This is a genomic window from Azorhizobium oxalatiphilum (assembly GCF_014635325.1).
In the GTDB taxonomy this organism is placed as follows: Bacteria; Pseudomonadota; Alphaproteobacteria; order Rhizobiales; family Xanthobacteraceae; genus Azorhizobium; species Azorhizobium oxalatiphilum.
In genome coordinates this window covers 60,694-76,943 of sequence record NZ_BMCT01000010.1, presented here as the reverse complement: position 1 = coordinate 76,943, position 16,250 = coordinate 60,694, and the positions used below count along the sequence as shown (strand labels likewise).

The 16,250-nt window shown below is 66.3% G+C and carries 15 protein-coding genes; 11 read left to right on the top strand and 4 right to left on the bottom strand.

Features of this window, described 5'->3' with window-relative positions; translation table 11 throughout:
- Nucleotides 1-29 precede the first annotated feature (29 nt).
- The 6 genes from IEW24_RS28890 to IEW24_RS25250 all read left to right on the top strand — a co-directional run bounded on the left by IEW24_RS28890 (nt 30) and on the right by IEW24_RS25250 (nt 8,043).
- Nucleotides 30-653 (top strand): TetR/AcrR family transcriptional regulator, encoded by a 624-nt coding sequence (locus tag IEW24_RS28890; protein ID WP_244644658.1) that lies wholly within the window; start codon nt 30-32, stop codon nt 651-653.
- Nucleotides 654-739: 86 nt separating this feature from the next.
- Entirely contained in the window at nt 740-1,960 is a 1,221-nt protein-coding gene (locus tag IEW24_RS25270; RefSeq protein WP_188583687.1) for an efflux RND transporter periplasmic adaptor subunit, read from the top strand.
- On the top strand, nt 1,960-5,097 hold the full coding sequence (locus tag IEW24_RS25265) for an efflux RND transporter permease subunit (protein ID WP_188583686.1): 3,138 nt from the start codon (nt 1,960-1,962) through the stop codon (nt 5,095-5,097). The genes IEW24_RS25270 and IEW24_RS25265 overlap by 1 nt, the downstream gene beginning before the upstream one ends.
- 292 nt (nt 5,098-5,389) lie before the next feature.
- Nucleotides 5,390-6,514 (top strand): methionine ABC transporter ATP-binding protein, encoded by a 1,125-nt coding sequence (locus IEW24_RS25260; protein WP_188583685.1) that lies wholly within the window; start codon nt 5,390-5,392, stop codon nt 6,512-6,514.
- Nucleotides 6,507-7,181 (top strand): methionine ABC transporter permease, encoded by a 675-nt coding sequence (locus tag IEW24_RS25255; RefSeq protein WP_188583684.1) that lies wholly within the window; start codon nt 6,507-6,509, stop codon nt 7,179-7,181. Before IEW24_RS25260 ends, IEW24_RS25255 begins: the two co-directional genes overlap by 8 nt.
- Nucleotides 7,182-7,248: 67 nt before the next feature.
- Nucleotides 7,249-8,043, top strand: coding sequence for a MetQ/NlpA family ABC transporter substrate-binding protein (locus tag IEW24_RS25250; RefSeq protein WP_188583683.1), 795 nt, complete (start codon nt 7,249-7,251; stop codon nt 8,041-8,043).
- Nucleotides 8,044-8,156: 113 nt separating this feature from the next.
- Here the strand turns inward: IEW24_RS25250 and IEW24_RS25245 are convergent, their stop codons facing one another.
- Nucleotides 8,157-8,465 carry a hypothetical protein gene (locus tag IEW24_RS25245; RefSeq protein ID WP_188583682.1) on the bottom strand — a complete coding sequence of 103 codons (309 nt, stop codon included), beginning with the start codon at nt 8,463-8,465 and terminating at the stop codon, nt 8,157-8,159.
- A gap of 69 nt (nt 8,466-8,534) precedes the next feature.
- Nucleotides 8,535-9,068 carry a low affinity iron permease family protein gene (locus IEW24_RS25240; RefSeq protein WP_188583681.1) on the bottom strand — a complete coding sequence of 178 codons (534 nt, stop codon included), beginning with the start codon at nt 9,066-9,068 and terminating at the stop codon, nt 8,535-8,537.
- 108 nt (nt 9,069-9,176) lie between these two features.
- On the opposite strand from IEW24_RS25240, the gene IEW24_RS25235 reads away from it, so the two are divergent.
- The 3 genes from IEW24_RS25235 (at nt 9,177) to IEW24_RS25225 (ending at nt 11,683) form a co-directional block, all read left to right on the top strand.
- Nucleotides 9,177-9,596 (top strand): MAPEG family protein, encoded by a 420-nt coding sequence (locus tag IEW24_RS25235; protein WP_188583680.1) that lies wholly within the window; start codon nt 9,177-9,179, stop codon nt 9,594-9,596.
- Between the two features lie 96 nt (nt 9,597-9,692).
- Complete coding sequence (locus IEW24_RS25230) at nt 9,693-10,385, top strand: 5'-methylthioadenosine/S-adenosylhomocysteine nucleosidase (protein ID WP_188583679.1); 693 nt, start codon at nt 9,693-9,695, stop codon at nt 10,383-10,385.
- Nucleotides 10,382-11,683, top strand: a complete 1,302-nt coding sequence (locus IEW24_RS25225) for an RsmB/NOP family class I SAM-dependent RNA methyltransferase (RefSeq protein WP_188583678.1) — start codon at nt 10,382-10,384, stop codon at nt 11,681-11,683. Before IEW24_RS25230 ends, IEW24_RS25225 begins: the two co-directional genes overlap by 4 nt.
- Before the next feature lie 36 nt (nt 11,684-11,719).
- Here IEW24_RS25225 and IEW24_RS25220 read toward each other — a convergent pair whose 3' ends face one another.
- The gene (locus tag IEW24_RS25220; protein WP_188583677.1) at nt 11,720-12,268 is read right to left on the bottom strand and encodes a TerB family tellurite resistance protein; all 549 of its coding nucleotides are present in this window, start codon (nt 12,266-12,268) and stop codon (nt 11,720-11,722) included.
- 253 nt (nt 12,269-12,521) lie between these two features.
- Between IEW24_RS25220 and guaA the strand changes: the two genes are divergently transcribed.
- Nucleotides 12,522-14,069, top strand: coding sequence for a glutamine-hydrolyzing GMP synthase (guaA, locus tag IEW24_RS25215; protein WP_188583676.1), 1,548 nt, complete (start codon nt 12,522-12,524; stop codon nt 14,067-14,069).
- A 294-nt stretch (nt 14,070-14,363) separates the two neighbouring features.
- Nucleotides 14,364-15,620, top strand: a complete 1,257-nt coding sequence (locus IEW24_RS25210) for a tyrosine-type recombinase/integrase (RefSeq protein ID WP_188583675.1) — start codon at nt 14,364-14,366, stop codon at nt 15,618-15,620.
- Here the strand turns inward: IEW24_RS25210 and IEW24_RS25205 are convergent.
- Nucleotides 15,586-15,870 (bottom strand): helix-turn-helix transcriptional regulator, encoded by a 285-nt coding sequence (locus IEW24_RS25205; protein WP_188583674.1) that lies wholly within the window; start codon nt 15,868-15,870, stop codon nt 15,586-15,588. The genes IEW24_RS25210 and IEW24_RS25205 overlap by 35 nt on opposite strands.
- Between the last annotated feature and the right edge of the window lie 380 nt (nt 15,871-16,250).

Here is a 16,250-nt window from a genome sequence, read left to right as displayed (position 1 = left end):
TCATTCTCACCCTTGGGAAAGAGTGCGCCTTGTCATTGGTCGAGACCCATACGCAGCAGGATCACCGCAACGAGCAGCGCCAGCGCATCCTGTCGGCGGCGGCAACCTGCTTTGCCCGTGACGGCTTTCACGGCACCTCCATGCAGAAGGTCTGCGCCGAGGCCAGCATGAGCCCCGGCGCCCTTTACCGCTACTTTCCCTCCAAGGAAGCCATCATCGCCGCCATCGTCGAGAATGAGCGCGCGGAGCGGGCGCGGGTGTTCGACAATGTGAGCCGCTCGGCGAACCTCATCGAGGGCCTCATCGGCTGCATGATGGAGTTTCTGGCCGACGATTCAGCAAGTTGCGCGGAACTCAGCCCCGAAATCCTCGCCGAGGCCTCACGCAACCCGAAGCTGCGCGAAATTATCGAACCCTTCGAGGAAGAGACCCGGCAGATGATCCGGGCCCTGATCCTCGGCGCTCAGCAAACCGGCGAGATCGACCCCGCCATCGATCCCGATGATCTTCAGGTCCTGTTCAGCGCCATCGGCGACGGGCTGATCCTGCACCGGCAGATGCATCCCCACTGGCAGGTCCGCGAGCGCCTGCCGACCTTCGGCCGCCTGATCGCGCGCATGGTCGCGCCGCCGGTGAAGGCAACGCAGCCATGAGTGTCGGCATCCGCCCTCCCCGACCGTCCTTGATGCGTGGGCCAGCGGCCCACACCCGTTTCGACCGCGAGACAGAAGAGCGCTCCATGTGTACCCGCACCGCGTCGCGTTCCCGCACCCCGTCATCCGTCCGCGCCGCTTCCCTTGGCGTGCTCGTCGCAGTGCTGCTCGGCACGGGCGGACTTGCCCCGGCCCTCGCGCAGGCACCCGCCGCCAAGGGTCTGACGGTGAGCGTCGTGCGCCCCGTGGATCAGGAGCTGGCGGAAACGCTGCTGGTCACTGGCTCGCTGCTGCCGCGCGAGGAATTGCAGGTCGGCCCCGAAATCGAGGGCTACCGCGTCATCGAGATCCTCGCCGAGGTGGGCGACACCGTCGCCAAGGGGCAGGTTCTGGCGCGCCTGTCGCGCGACATGCTGGACACCCAGCTCGCCCAGAACAACGCCAATATCGCCAAGGCCAGGGCCGCCATTGCCCAGCAGCAGGCCTCCCTCGATCAGGCGCTGGCGCAGGAGGCGGAAGCCAATTCCGCCGTGGAGCGCACCCGCCAGCTGCGCAAGACCGGCACCGCCACGCAGGAGACCCTGGACGAGCGCGAGCGCGCCGTGAAAGTCACCGCCGCGCAGGTGGCCGCCGCCCGCGAAAGCCTGCATGCGGCGGAAGCCGATGCGGTGCTGGTGCAGGCGCAGCGCGCCGAGCTGGACCTGCGCATCCAGCGCACCGACATCCGCGCCCCGGACGCGGGCGTGATCCTCGCCCGCGACATCCGCATCGGCGCCATAGCCCTGTCGAGCCGCACCGAGCCGCTGTTCCGCATCGCCCGCGACGGGGCCATCGACCTCGACGCGGAAATCCCGGAAGTCTCCCTGCCCCGTGTGGAGCTGGGCCAGAGCGTCACCGTGACGCCCGCCGGTTTCACCCGCTCGGTGGAGGGCAAGGTGCGCCTGATCTCGGCAGAGGTGGACAAGGCCAGCCGGCTCGGCCGCGCCAAGATCGCGCTGCCGGCCGACAAGGGCCTGCGTCCCGGCTCCTACGGGCGCGGCCTGATCCTGCTGGACAAGCGCCGCGGCCTCTCCGTGCCGCAGGCGGCGGTGATGTTCGACGCCGAGGGCGCCTATGTGCTGCTGGTGAAGGACGGCGTCATTGCTGAACGGCGGGTCAAGACCGGCCTTAAGGCGGACGGACGCATCGAGATCACCGAAGGCGTGACCACGGACGACCGCGTGGTGGCCCGTGCCGCCGGCTTCCTGCGCGATGGCGACAAGGTAACGCCCGTGGACGCCACGCAGACCGCGAGCGAGACGCGCTGATGGCCCTCAACATCTCCGCCTGGGCGATCCGCAAGCCCATCCCCTCGCTGGTCCTGTTCGTGGTGCTGACCGCGCTCGGCATCGTGCATTTCCGGTCCCTGCCGGTGACGCAGATGCCGAACATCGACCTGCCCATCGTCATGGTCACTATTTCCCAGCCCGGCGCCGCGCCGAGCGAGCTGGAGACGCAGGTGACGAAGAAGGTGGAGAACGCCATCGCGGGCGTGGCGGGGGTGAAGCACATCACCTCCTCCATCTCCGACGGCACCTCCGTCACCACCGTCGAGTTCCATCTGGAAACGCAGGTGGACCGCGCGGTGAACGACACCCGCGACGCCGTCACCAAGATCCGCTCCGAGCTGCCGCAGAGCATCGAGGAGCCGCAGGTCCAGCGCGTGGACATCGAGGGCCTGCCCATCGTCACCTATGCGGTGTCGGCCCCGGCCATGACCACGGAGGAAATCTCCTGGTTCGTGGACGACACCATCGCCCGCACCCTGCAGGGCGTGCGCGGCGTGGCGCAGGTGAAGCGCGAGGGCGGCGTGGACCGCGAGATCCGCGTGGCGCTCGATCCCGAGCGGCTGATGGCGCTCGGCGTCACCGCCGCCGAGGTCAGCCGCCAGTTGCGCTCCACCAATGTGGACCTGTCCGGCGGCCGCGGCCAGCTGGGCACGCAGGAGCAATCCATCCGCACGCTCGCCGGCGCCACCACCGTGGAGGCGCTGGGCGACACCCGCATCGTGCTCTCCAACGGGCGTTATGTGCGGCTGAAGGACCTCGGCACCGTCACCGACGGGGCGACGGAGCAGCGCGTGTTCGCGCGGCTCGACGGCAAGCCCGTGGTGGCCTTCGGCATCTACCGCGCCAAGGGTTTTTCGGACGTGGTGGTCTATGACCGCGCCGTTGAGGAAGTGAAGGCACTGATGGCGGCCCATCCGGGCGTCACCATCACCGAGATCGATACCACCGTGCGCTACACCAAGGCGGACTACCAGTCCGCCATGCACACGCTGATCGAGGGCGCCATCCTCGCGGTGATCGTGGTGTTCCTGTTCCTGCGCGACTGGCGGGCGACGATCATCACCACGCTCGCCATCCCGCTCTCCATCCTGCCCACCTTCTGGATCATGGACACGCTCGGCTTCTCGCTGAACGGCGTCAGCCTGCTCGCCATCACGCTGGTGACGGGCATTCTGGTGGACGATGCCATCGTGGAGATCGAGAACATCGTGCGCCATATGCGGCAGGGCAAGTCGCCCTATCGCGCGGCCATCGAGGCGGCGGACGAGATCGGACTCGCGGTGGTGGCCACCACGCTCACCATCGCCGCCGTGTTCGCGCCCGTCTCCTTCATGGGCGGCATCGCGGGTCAGTATTTCAAGCAGTTCGGCCTGACGGTGGCCATCGCGGTGCTGTTCTCGCTGGCCGTGGCGCGCCTCATCACGCCGCTGCTGGCGGCTTACTTCCTGCGCGATACCGGCCATCGCGAGAAGCCCGACGGCTTCATCATGCGCAATTACATCGTGCTGCTGGGCTGGTCGGTGCGCCACCGCTTCCTGACCATCCTGATGGGCTTCGGCGTGTTCGCGGGCACCATCTATCTCGCGACCCTGCTGCCGTCCGGCTTCCTGCCGCCGAACGACATCTCCCGCTCCCTGCTCTCGGTGGAACTGCCCCCCGGCTCCACCATCGAGGAAACGCAGGCGGTGGCGGACCGCATCAACGTCATCATGCACCAACAGCCTGAAGTGGCGAGCGTCTATGCCACCGCCGGCGGCGGCGGACAGGGTGGCCTCGCCATGCTGGCCGGCGAGGTGCGCAAGGCGCAGGTCATCATCAATCTGAAGCCCCGCGCGGATCGCACCGCCACCCAGAAGGCGTTCGAGAGCCGCATCAGCCAGGATCTCTCGGCCATTCCCGACATCCGCTACAGCTGGAGCGGCGACGGCCAGAACACCCAGCGCGGCTTCACCGTCATCCTGTCCGGCTCGGACGGCGATGCGGTGGAGAAGGCGGCCCTCGCCCTTGAGAAGCAGGTGCGCGATCAGGTTCCGATCCTGACCAATGTGGTGTCCAGCGCCGCGCTGGACCGGCCGGAAATCCGCATCGTCCCGAAGCTGGATGAAGCGGCCGAGCTGGGCGTGTCCGTGGACACCATCGCTGAGACCGTGCGCATCGCCACCATCGGCGACATCAACGCCAACCTCGCCAAGTTCTCGGCCAAGGACCGGCAGATCGACATTCGCGTGCAGCTCGACGAGCGTGCCCGCACGCATCTGTCCACCTTCGACGCCCTGAAGGTGCCCACCGCTTCCGGCGGCGCGGTGCCGCTCACGACGGTGGCGGACGTGACCTTCGGCAAGGGCCCCACCTCCCTCGACCGCTACGACCGTGCCCGTCGTATCGCGGTGGAGGCCGATCTCGTGGGCACCACCCCGCTCGGCGATGCGCTGGAGGCGGTCAAGGCCCTGCCCGCCGCGAAGAACCTGCCGGCCGGGGTGACGCTGAAGGAATCCGGCGATGCGGAGATCATGGCCGAGGTGTTCTCGGGCTTCATGATGGCCATTGCCGCCGGCCTCATGCTGGTGCTGGCGGTGCTGGTGCTGCTGTTCGCCGACGTGCTCCAGCCCATAACCATCCTGATCTCGCTGCCGCTCTCCATCGGCGGCGCCTTCATCGCCCTGCTGCTCACCAACAATTCGGTGTCGCTGCCGGTGGTGATCGGCTTCCTGATGCTGATGGGCATCGTGACCAAGAACGCCATCCTGCTGGTGGATTTCGCGGTGGAGTCCATCCGCCACGGCTACAGCCGCTTCGATGCGCTCATGGAGGCGGGGCGCAAGCGCGCGCAGCCCATCATCATGACCACCATCGCCATGGCGGCGGGCATGGTGCCCTCCGCCCTCGCGCTGGGCGAAGGCGGCGCCTTCCGCGCGCCCATGGCCATTGCGGTGATCGGCGGCCTCATCGCCTCCACCGTGCTGTCGCTGGTGTTCGTGCCCGCCGTCTTCACGGTGATGGACGACATCGGCCGCCTCACCGGCCGCCTGTTCGGCCGCTTTGTCGGTGAGACGGACGAGCCCGGCGCGGCCGCACCTTTGCCCGCGCCGCCCCACATTCACCGCGCGGCGGAATAGGAAAGCACAATCCACAAGCGGGGCGCGGAATTGTAATTATTCCCGCGCCCCGTTGACTTGTTCGTCAAAACGAACGATGGTGCACCGCATCGAGGCCCGAGAACCTGCGGGTGATGCCCATGATGTGCCGCTGCTGCTGTTGACCGCTCCACGCCCCACTCGGGCATGAGCCTTCGTGCGCTCGCACTTGCATCTCCCCCTCGCCCATCAGCCCTGCGACAGCTTCGGTCGTTAGTCCGCTCAAACGAACGCCAAATCTGTCCCACATGCCGGTTTCAGACCGGAGGTGAACGTGAACGCTCCGCTGTCTATCCTGCCGCAGCCGCCCGCCACGCCGGGCGCCGCAGGAGGTGTTGAACCCGTGACCGATACGCCCGCCGTCATCCGCTTCGAAGGCGTCGAGAAGACGTTCCCCGCGCGCAGCGGCACGGGCGCCGTGTCCGCCCTCAGCAATGTGAACCTTTCAGTGCCGGAAGGCGCCATCGTCGGCGTCATCGGCCGCTCGGGCGCCGGCAAGTCCACGCTCATCCGGCTGGTGAACGGGCTGGAGCGCCCCACCGCCGGCCGCGTGGTGGTTGATGGCACCGACATCACCGCTCTCAGCGAGAGCGGCCTGCGCGAGGCGCGCCGCTCCATCGGCATGGTGTTCCAGCACTTCAACCTGCTGGCCCGCCGCACCGCTTACGACAATGTGGCCCTGCCGCTGGAGATCGCCGGTGTCTCGGCGCGCGAGATCAAGGCGCGCGTGGAGCCCCTGCTCGACCTCGTGGGCCTCGCCGACAAGCGCAACCGCTATCCGGCAGAGCTGTCCGGCGGCCAGAAGCAGCGCGTCGGGATCGCCCGCGCCCTCGCCACCCAGCCCCGCGTGCTGCTCTCCGACGAGGCGACCTCGGCGCTGGACCCGGAGACCACCAACCAGATCCTCGCGCTGCTGCGCAAGGTGAATGCCGAGCTGAAGCTCACCGTGCTGCTGATCACCCACGAAATGGCGGTCATCAAGTCGGTGGCCGACCGCGTGGCGGTGCTGGATGGCGGCCAGATCGTTGAAGAGGGTCGCACCTTCGAGATCTTCGCCCGGCCGCAGCACCCGACCACGCGCTCCTTCCTCTCCGCGCTCACCGGCGCCACTTTGCCGGCCTATTTCGTGGACCGGCTGAAGAGCGATTATGCGCCCGGCGCGCAGGCGGTGCTGCGCATCGTCTTCACCGGCACCCATGCCACCGATCCGGTGCTCTCGCGGGTTTCGCGGGATCTCGGCATCGACATCAACATCATCCAGGCCCAGGTGGACGACATCGCTGGCGAGCCCTTCGGCGTCATCGTGGTATCCGTCCCCGGCGACCCGCAGACCCTGAGCAGCATCGTCGCCTCGGTCGAAGGCCAGGGCCACGCCACGGAGGTGGTCGGCTATGTTTGACATCCTGCCCCCCGCCATCGTCGATCTGCTGATCGAGGCCACCCGCGCCACCCTCTATATGGTCGCCATCGCCGCCTTCATCGGCACGGTCATCGGCCTGCCCATCGGCGTATTCCTCGCCACCAGCCGCAAGGGCGAGCTGTTCGCGGCTCCGCTCGCGAACCACATCCTCGGCCTGATCGTGAATGCGGCCCGCTCCACGCCCTTCATCATCCTAGTCGTGGCGATCATCCCCTTCACCCGGCTCATCGCCGGCACCTCCATCGGCACCAATGCGGCCATCGTGCCGCTGACGGTGGCGGCGGCGCCCTTCATCGCCCGCCTCATCGAGGCCGCCATCCGCGAGGTGGATCAGGGGCTGGTGGAAGCCGCGCGCGCCATGGGCGCGAGCCCGCTCCAGATCGTGCGCAAGGTGCTGCTGCCCGAGGCGCTGCCTGCCATCACGCTTGCCCTCACCCTCGCGGTGGTCAGCCTCATCGGCTACTCGGCCATGGTGGGCGCGGTGGGCGGCGGCGGCCTCGGCGATCTCGGCATCCGCTTCGGCTACCAGCGCTTCATGCCCGACGTGATGCTGGCGGTGGTGATCGTGCTCATCGTTCTGGTGCAGGGCGTGCAGAGCATCGGCGACTTCCTCGCCCGCCGCCTCGACAAGCGCAATCGCGGCTGAACCCAACCATTTCGCGAAGCCGGACGTAGAAGATCCGGCTCCGGCTGAATACCAAGGAGAAACCCAAATGTCGCTCAAGCCCGCTTTCCTGCGGACGCTGGCACTCTCGCTGGCGCTCGGCCTCGGCACCGCCGCGGCATCGGCCGAAACCATCAAGGTCGGCGTGACCCCCGGCCCGCACGCCCAGATCCTGGAAGCCGCCAAGGCGGTCGCGGCCAAGCAGGGCCTCGACATCCAGATCGTCGAATTCTCCGACTACGTGGTGCCCAACACCGCGCTGGATGCCGGCGAGATCCAGGCCAATTCCTTCCAGCACCAGCCCTATCTGGACAATCAGGTGGCGGACCGGAAGTTCAAGCTGGTGTCGGTCGCCACCACCGTGAACTACCCCATGGGCGTGTACTCCAAGAAGTACAAGAGCATGGACGAGCTGCCCTCCGGCGCCTCGCTGGCGATCCCGAACGATCCCACCAACGGCGGCCGCGTGCTCCTGCTGCTGCAGGACAAGGGCATCATCAAGCTGCGCGACGGCGTCGGCTTCAAGCCGTCGGTGGCCGACATCACCACCAACCCGAAGAAGCTGAAGATCGTCGAGATCGACGCCGCCCAGCTGCCGCGCTCGCTGCCCGACGTGGACGCCGCCGGCATCAACACCAACTATGCCAAGGAAGCCGGCCTCGACCCGGTGAAGGACCCGATCCTGCGTGAGGATCCGAAGGGTCCCTATGTCAACGTCATCGCCGTGCGCGAGCAGGACAAGGACAAGCCCTGGGTGGCCATCCTCGTGAAGAGCTACCAGTCGCCCGAGGTGAAGAAGTTCATCGACGACACCTTCAAGGGCTCGGTGCTCGCCAGCTGGTGAGCCCTTCCCTCCCGACCTGAAATGCAGCGGCCCGGACCTTTCGAGGTTCGGGCCGTTGTCGTTTCAGGCCCCGCCGGAATGATGCACGGGAGGCGGATACACGCGGCAGATGGCTATCTGCGATCCGGCTCCAGCCGCGCCACCACATCCTCGCGGGCGGAGGCGATCAGCTTGCGGTAGTCGGCATCCTTGGGCTCGTCCAGCGCCTGCTCGAAGGCGCCCATGAGCGACCACAGCGCCGCCACTTCGCCGGGATGGTCGAGCAGGTCGCGCACCCCTTCCGCGTCATGGCGGTCCATCAGCCGGGCCAGCAGGTCGAACACCACCAGAGCGGAGGCGTGATCGAGATTGAGCGAGACGTCGTCGCGCGACACGGGCGCGGCAGAGGGCGTCAGCGGAGCGGACATCAGCGGAGCGGACATGGGGGCGATCCGTAAGTTCGGCGCGCAATTGCGATTGTCTAACGGATTTATGTGTCGCGGCCGCGACACTCACCGGGGCGCTTGGCCGCCGCGACCATCGGCAGCGGGGGGATCGTCGCAGATCTCGTGGATGGTGCGATCGATGGGATGCACCTGCGCGCCCTCATCCGCCTCGCCGCGCGCCCGCTCCGCGAGGCGCTCATATTCCTTGCGCAGGCGCTCCAGCGTCTCCTCGTCCAGATCCTCCAGATCCAGCAGGGCGTTGCGTGGACCGTCCATGCGGGCGATCAGCTCATCCAGCTTGATCTGCAAGGCGGCGGTGTCGCGGTTCTGACTGTTCTGGATCAGGAACACCATCAGGAAGGTGACGATGGTGGTCGACGTGTTGATGATCAGCTGCCACGTATCGTTGAAGCCGAACAGCGGGCCCGTTGCGCCCCAGACCACGATCACGCCCGCCGCGCAGATGAAGGTGACGGGCTTGCCCGCCCATTTCGACACCGCCTGCGACACCCGCGTGAAGAAGGGGCGGTGCGCAGGGCCGCGCCGGGCCTCCGCCGCGATCCGGGCTTCGACTTCCGCTTCCGCCTGACCCAGGGGCATGACGATCATCCTCAATTCGGCTGCAACTATAGCCTGCGCGAGGGAACGTCTCGCCGCATGCGTGGTTCCTGAACACCAACGCCCATGCCTACGCCCGAGGTTACGACCATGACCGTCCAGATGATCCTGCTGCCGTTGTTCGTGCAGGTCGCGCTCACCTTCGTGGTGCTTCTCGTGACGGGCGGCCGGCGGGCCGGGCCGCTCCGCGACAAGACCGTGGGCCGTGAGGTCGCGCTCGACGACTCAGGCTTTCCGGCCCCGGCGCGGCAGGCGGCCAACAATTTCCGCAACCAGTTCGAACTGCCGGTGCTGTTCTATGTGGTCACAATCCTCGCGCTGGTGACGCGCAAGGCGGACCTCATCTTCGTTGTGCTGGCCTGGGTGTTCGTGCTCTCGCGCATCGTGCACGCATTCGTCCACCTGACCTCGAACGAGGTACGGCTGCGCTTCCCCATCTTCCTCGTGGGCTTCGCCGCACTGGTGATCATGTGGGTCATCTATGCCCTCGCCATCCTGCTGAACGTGTGAGGATGCGACACAGGCCAGCGCCCGCCGCCATTGACTTGGCGGGCGCGCCGTCCGAGGACAGCGGCCGAGGAGACCTTTGAAGGACATCCGGGCCCGATGACCGAAAGACTGGACGACCCCGCCCGTCAGTTCGCCGACAGGCATGTGGTGGACGTGCATGGCACGCGCATCCTGTACGTCATGGCGACCACGTTCGAATACGGGCCGCATCTCGCCCAGCGCATCGACCCGCTCATCATCGGCGTGGGCCCCGTGGAATCCGCCGCCAGCATGGGCATGGCGCTGGCCCGGCTCGGCGATGCCGACGCTTTGCCTGACCTGATCTTCTCGCTTGGATCCGCGGGCTCCCGCAGCCTCGACCATGCGGGCATCTATCAGGTGGCCAGCGTCGCCTATCGCGACATGGACGCCTCGGCGCTCGGCATCGAGAAGGGCCGCACGCCCTTCCTCGACCATCCGCCGATCATTCCCGTCAAGCTCCAGATCCCCGGCCTTGCCGCCGCCTCCCTCTCCACGGGCGGCGCCATCATCTCGGGCGCGGCCTATGACGCCATCGACGCCGACATGGTGGACATGGAAACCTTCGCCGTCCTGCGCACCGCCGCGCGGTTCGGCGTGCCGGTGATCGGCCTGCGTGGCATATCGGATGGAAAATCCGAGCTGGCACGGCTTGAGGATTGGACCGAATACCTGCACATCATCGACGAGAAGCTCGGCGCCGCCCTCGACCATTTCGAGGCCCAGCTCGCCGCCGGCACCCTTGACCTCCCGACCCGGAATAAGACGTGACCCCTGCCGCCCGCCTGTCCGCCGCCATCGAGATCCTCCAGGACCTCATCACCCGCCGCCGCCCGGCGGGCGATGCCATCAAGGACTGGGGCCTCGCCCACCGCTTCGCCGGCTCCGGCGACCGGGCGGCCCTGTCCGGCCTCGTGTTCGACACCCTGCGCCGCCGGGCCTCCTGCGCCCACGTGATGGGCTCGGAAGAGCCGCGCGCGCTGTTGCTGGGCATGCTCGCCACCGTGCGCGGCATGGATCTGGAGGCCATCGAACGCCTGTGCAGCGGCGAGCGCTTCGCCCCCGCCCCCTTGACCGAGGACGAGCGCACCCGCCTCGCCAATCCCAGCCTTGAAGGCGCCGCCCCGTGGGTGCGCGGCGATTATCCGCAGTGGCTGGATGGCGAGCTGAAAGCCATGTTCGGCGAAGACCGCGTGGACGAGGCGCAGGCGCTGGCTGCCCGCGCGCCGGTGGACATGCGGGTGAATACGCTCAAGGCCAAGCCGGACGAGGCGCTGGCAGAGCTGGCCCATCTCAACCCCGAGCCCGGCCCGTGGTCGCCGCTGGCCCTGCGCATCCAGCTGGGCGCGGACGGAAAGCAGCCGCCCATCACCGCCGAGCCGGCCTTCGTGAAGGGCGCGGTGGAGGTGCAGGACGAAGGCTCGCAGATCGCCGCCATCCTCGCCGCCCCCGTGCCGGGCTCGCAGGTGCTGGACCTGTGCGCAGGCGCCGGCGGCAAGACGCTGGAACTTGCCGCCCTCATGGACAACAAGGGCCAGCTCTATGCGCACGACAGCGACGTGCGCCGCCTGAAGCCCATCCATGAGCGCCTCCAGCGGGCCGGCGTGCGCAACGTGCAGATCCGCGCCCCGCGCGGCGCGATGGACGTGCTGTCCGACCTTGAGGACCATATGGACCTGGTGCTGGTGGACGCCCCCTGCACCGGCACCGGCACTTGGCGGCGCAATCCCGACGCCAAATGGCGCGTGCGCCCCGGCGCTCTGGCCGAGCGCACCGCCGAGCAGGCCAAGATCCTCGAACAGGCCGTGCGCTATGTGAAGCCGGGCGGGCGGCTGGCCTATGTGACCTGCTCGCTGCTGAATGCCGAGAATGCGGCGCAGATCCGCGCCCTGCTGGAGAAGCGCCCGGACTTTTCCGTGGTGCCCTCCACGGAAGCGGTGCTGGCGCTGGGTAGCCGGGGCCTTGCCCTGCGCAATGCGGCGCTCGACCTGCCCGAGGGCCTCATGCTGACGCCCCGCCGCACCGGCACGGATGGCTTCTTCATCAGCATCCTGAAGCGCGCGGGCTAGAAGCCCGCGCATCGCGTTTCCCTTAAGCGCCGCCGGTCAAACCGACGCGACGCCGCGCCCAAAACCCTTCTCCCCCGCCATCAAGCGGTTCTTGAGGCGCGCGATCCCCTCGCGCTGCAACTCGCTAAGGGCGGAATGCGCGGACGCGACCTGTGTCAGCATGGTGATGAGCTCCGCGCGTTCCTCCACCGTCAGCTTCTGCCGCAGGAGGGGAATCAGGGGATCCGCCACCTGGGAGAAGGGAAAGCGCTGCTGCGTATAGCCCCAGGCCTGCTCGAAAGCAGTCGAGATCTGCTCGAACGCCAGCGGGGCCTCCATGAACTCGAGGATTTTGGTCTTCTCGCTCGCGGTCACGGGGCTGCCCGTCCGCACCAGCTGGAGCATGAGAATGACCGCCGCCAGCCGGGGATCGCGCACCCGCTCCAGCGGGGTACCGACAATGTTGCGGAGGGCGGAGACCGCGCGGCGCTGGGCGCCCTTGGTGTCCCGATCAAGCTCCTGCAACCCCTTGACCGTCCTGTGCGTGTACAGGATCCAGAACAGGCCGGCCATGAGAAGGCCGATCAGCCCCAAGAGAATTGGCATGCATCCCTCCTGACGAAGCGGGAGGAGGCTCCATGCGCCGGCACCCCGTGTCAAGCTGGGTATGGCGCGAGAGCGCGTACCGCCCGGATGGCATCGCGATCCGAGCGGTAAACGGTTCTGCATCCTGGGGTTCGGGCCTGATCGTATCAGGCGCGATGGGAATGCAGAGCTGATCCGATCCCGTCCGGCTTTTGTCGCCAGCACTTTCCCGCTAAAGGAAGCGCCAACACCTTCTCCCGTTGGAAAGCCGCACATGCACGACACCGTCCTCATCATCGACTTCGGCAGCCAGGTCACCCAGCTGATCGCCCGCCGGGTGCGCGAGGAAGGCGTCTATTCCGAAGTCGTGCCGTTCAATAAGGCCGCCGAGGCCATGGACCGGCTGAAGCCCAAGGCTGTCATCCTCTCCGGCGGCCCCGCCTCCGTGATCGAGGGCGAGAGCCCCCGCGCCCCGCAGACCGTGTTCGAGGCCGGCATCCCGGTGCTCGGCATCTGCTACGGCGAGCAGGCCATGGCCGACCAGCTCGGTGGCATCGTGGAAGGCGGCCACCATCGCGAGTTCGGCCGCGCCGAGATCGAGGTCATCAAGCCGGCGGCCCTGTTCGAGGGCGTGTGGCAGGAAGGCCAGCGCTACACCGTGTGGATGAGCCATGGCGACCGCGTCACCCAGCTCCCCGCCGGCTTCGAGGTGATCGCCACCTCCGACAACGCCCCCTTCGCCGCCATCGCCGATGAGAGCCGCAAGTTCTACGGCGTGCAGTTCCATCCCGAGGTGGTGCACACCCCGCAGGGTGCGCAGCTGCTGCGCAACTTCGTGCGCGGCGTGGCTGGCCTTCAGGGCGACTGGACCATGGGCGCCTTCCGCGAGGAGGCGATCAAGAAGATCCGCGATCAGGTGGGCGACAAGCGCGTGCTCTGCGGCCTCTCCGGCGGCGTGGATTCGGCGGTGGCCGCCGTGCTCATCCACGAGGCCATCGGCGACCAGCTCACCTGCGTGTTCGTGGACCACGGCCTGATGCGCCTGGGCGAAGCCGAGCAGGTGGTCTCGCTGTTCCGCAACACCTACAACATCCCGCTGGTGCATGTGGACGCCTCCGAGATGTTCCTGAAGGAGCTGGACGGCGTCTCCGATCCGGAGAAGAAGCGCAAGACCATCGGCAAGCTGTTCATCGACGTGTTCGAGGCCGAGGCCAAGAAGATCGGCGGCGCCGATTTCCTCGCGCAGGGCACGCTCTATCCGGACGTGATCGAGAGCGTCTCCTTCACCGGCGGTCCCTCGGTGACGATCAAGTCGCACCACAATGTGGGCGGGCTTCCTGAGCGCATGAACATGAAGCTGGTGGAGCCGCTGCGCGACCTGTTCAAGGACGAGGTGCGCGCGCTCGGCCGCGAGCTGGGCCTGCCGGAGAGCTTCGTCGGCCGCCATCCCTTCCCCGGCCCTGGCCTCGCCATCCGTTGCCCCGGCGAGATCACGGTGGAGAAGCTGGACATCCTGCGCAAGGCGGACGCCATCTATCTGGAGGAGATCCGCGCCGCCGGCCTCTATGACGTGATCTGGCAGGCATTCGCCGTTCTGCTTCCGGTGCGCACCGTGGGCGTGATGGGCGACGGGCGCACCTATGACCACGTGCTGGCGTTGCGCGCCGTGACCTCCGTGGACGGCATGACGGCGGATTTCTATCCTTACCAGATGGACTTCCTCGGCCGCACCGCCACCCGCCTCATCAACGAGGTGCGCGGCATCAACCGCGTGGTCTATGACGTGACCTCCAAGCCCCCGGGCACGATCGAGTGGGAATGATTCAGGCCCATCCGAACGCCGCCGAATTTACGCTGAAGTACGGTCTAACCAACTGAAAACAAAAATAAATTCCTTCTGTGCCTTTCGACATCTATCGGTGGGTATAGATGGCGTTTGGCGGCCTCGCTGACGGGCCTTGCCCCCATTGATCAACCGGAAAAACGAAAGTACCGTCAGGAGCAATGAGGCTCATGACGGTACTTTTTTTAGTATAAGACGCTGAATTATAAGCGCTTTTTACGCCATAGGCCTCCAAAAACCGCGTGACGGTACTTTTCCGCAAGGAGGCCCGAAATGTTGACCGATGCAGCACTCAAGTGCTTGAAACCAAAAGCCAAAATGTACAAGGTATCTGATCGTGACGGGATGTATGTGCGCGTTGCACCGTCGGGCGCCATTTCGTTCAGGCTCGACTATCGACTGAACGGCAGGCGGGAGACCGTCTATCTCGGTAGGTATGCCCGTGACGGGATATCGCTCGCCAGGGCTCGCGAGTTATGCATCGACGCGCGGCGCGCGATCGCCGAAGGGCGGTCCCCCGCCATCGAGAAGCAGCGGGAGAAGCGCCGGATCAAGGAAGCAAAGAGCTTCGGCCAGTTCGGCGAGAAATGGCTGACCAACGCGACCATGGCTGACAGCACCCGCGCGATGCGCCGCTCCATCTTTGAGCGCGAACTCATGCCCGTCTGGCGGAATCGTCTCCTGACAGAGATCACTCCCGATGATCTGCGCGCTCACTGCGGCAAAATCGTCGAACGGGGAGCGCCAGCGACCGCCATCCATGTGCGGGATATCCTGAAGCAAATCTACGGCTTCGCCATTCTGCACGGCGAGAAGGTCGCCAACCCGGCCGATGACGTCGGTCCGGCCTCGATCGCCACCTTTACGCCAAAGGACCGCGCACTTTCGCCCGCCGAGATTCGCATCATGTTCAAACAGCTCGAGCATGTCGCGACATTGCCGACGATCCGCCTCGGCATGAAACTTTTCCTCCTCACCATGGTCCGGAAGAGCGAGTTGCAGGATGCAGTGTGGGACGAGATCGATTTCGACAACGCCGTCTGGACCATCCCGAAGGAGCGCATGAAGCGGTCGAAGCCGCACAACGTCTACCTGTGCCGACAGACGTTGGATATCATGATCGCGCTCAAGACCTGCTCTGGGAACTCTCGATACCTGTTGCCGTCCCGGTACGACGCGGACGCGCCGATGTCACGCGCGACCTTCAATCGGGTCACCTATGCCGTCGTCGAACAGGCCAAGAAGGAGGGGCTGCCGCTGGAGCCTTTCACGGTCCATGATCTGCGGCGGACGGGCTCGACGCTGCTAAATGAGCTGGGCTTTAACAGCGACTGGATCGAAAAGTGCCTGGCGCATGAGGACGGACGTTCGTCTCGCGGCGTCTACAACAAGGCCGAGTATGAGGTGCAGCGCCGGCATATGATGCAGGAGTGGGCAGATACCGTTGACGCCTGGATCGACGGTCGGAAGCATGCCCCAACGCTTCTACCGCAAGCTATGCCCTTGATGGAGCTTGATCCCGCCCTTTGACCGGTCGGGTTTTGCGCTTGGTGACGTCAGGGTGCTGTGCCCGACGGATCGGGGCAGCCCGCCGTGCCATCAGCCAGGCCTCGATCTCGGCCAGGTCCCAAACGATGCAACGTGGCGAGAGTGCGAACCGCCGGGGAAACTCGCCACGTTGCTCCATTTCATAAATCGTGCTGTCAGCCATCGGCACCATTTCGCGCAATTGGTGCCGCCGGATTGTTCTCCGAATTTGCGTATTTTCGATCTTTGCCATGCTCAACCTCCTGTATTGCTAAGGCGATTGAGACTGATAGATGCTGATACTGGAAGCCCCTTCGAAATTCCGTGCGGTATTTTCGGGCTATAGCGTACACATCGGCGGGTTCTTCTTGACCGCTGGGTGCAGCATAGGGGCGAACAGGCGCTGATAAACAAGCTCGAAACGTGTGGGCTCGCTACGAGGGGACGCATTCAGTAAACGCGACTCCCTTCAAAATCCGGTTCCGCAAGGAGTGTCGGTTCGATTCCGACCACCCGCATCATTATCATAAGATAGAGCCTAACTAAGCCGTGCATCGGCGGCAGCTCCTCAGCGCAACTCGCAACCGCAACCCCGTCATTGCGCCGGAAACGGGAGCCTCACGATGTTGGCCA

What these genes read in the sequence shown, in the direction of transcription:
- IEW24_RS25255 (WP_188583684.1), top strand. Translation starts at nt 6,507, where the DNA reads ATGTTTGACATCCTGCCCCCCGCCATCGTCGATCTGCTGATCGAGGCC.
- IEW24_RS25245 (WP_188583682.1), bottom strand. Translation starts at nt 8,465, where the DNA reads ATGTCCGCTCCGCTGATGTCCGCTCCGCTGACGCCCTCTGCCGCGCCC.
- IEW24_RS25270 (WP_188583687.1), top strand. Translation starts at nt 740, where the DNA reads ATGTGTACCCGCACCGCGTCGCGTTCCCGCACCCCGTCATCCGTCCGC.
- IEW24_RS25265 (WP_188583686.1), top strand. Translation starts at nt 1,960, where the DNA reads ATGGCCCTCAACATCTCCGCCTGGGCGATCCGCAAGCCCATCCCCTCG.
- guaA (WP_188583676.1), top strand. Translation starts at nt 12,522, where the DNA reads ATGCACGACACCGTCCTCATCATCGACTTCGGCAGCCAGGTCACCCAG.
- IEW24_RS25205 (WP_188583674.1), bottom strand. Translation starts at nt 15,870, where the DNA reads ATGGCAAAGATCGAAAATACGCAAATTCGGAGAACAATCCGGCGGCAC.
- IEW24_RS25250 (WP_188583683.1), top strand. Translation starts at nt 7,249, where the DNA reads ATGTCGCTCAAGCCCGCTTTCCTGCGGACGCTGGCACTCTCGCTGGCG.
- IEW24_RS25220 (WP_188583677.1), bottom strand. Translation starts at nt 12,268, where the DNA reads ATGCCAATTCTCTTGGGGCTGATCGGCCTTCTCATGGCCGGCCTGTTC.
- IEW24_RS25210 (WP_188583675.1), top strand. Translation starts at nt 14,364, where the DNA reads ATGTTGACCGATGCAGCACTCAAGTGCTTGAAACCAAAAGCCAAAATG.
- IEW24_RS25240 (WP_188583681.1), bottom strand. Translation starts at nt 9,068, where the DNA reads ATGCCCCTGGGTCAGGCGGAAGCGGAAGTCGAAGCCCGGATCGCGGCG.
- IEW24_RS25235 (WP_188583680.1), top strand. Translation starts at nt 9,177, where the DNA reads ATGACCGTCCAGATGATCCTGCTGCCGTTGTTCGTGCAGGTCGCGCTC.
- IEW24_RS25230 (WP_188583679.1), top strand. Translation starts at nt 9,693, where the DNA reads ATGACCGAAAGACTGGACGACCCCGCCCGTCAGTTCGCCGACAGGCAT.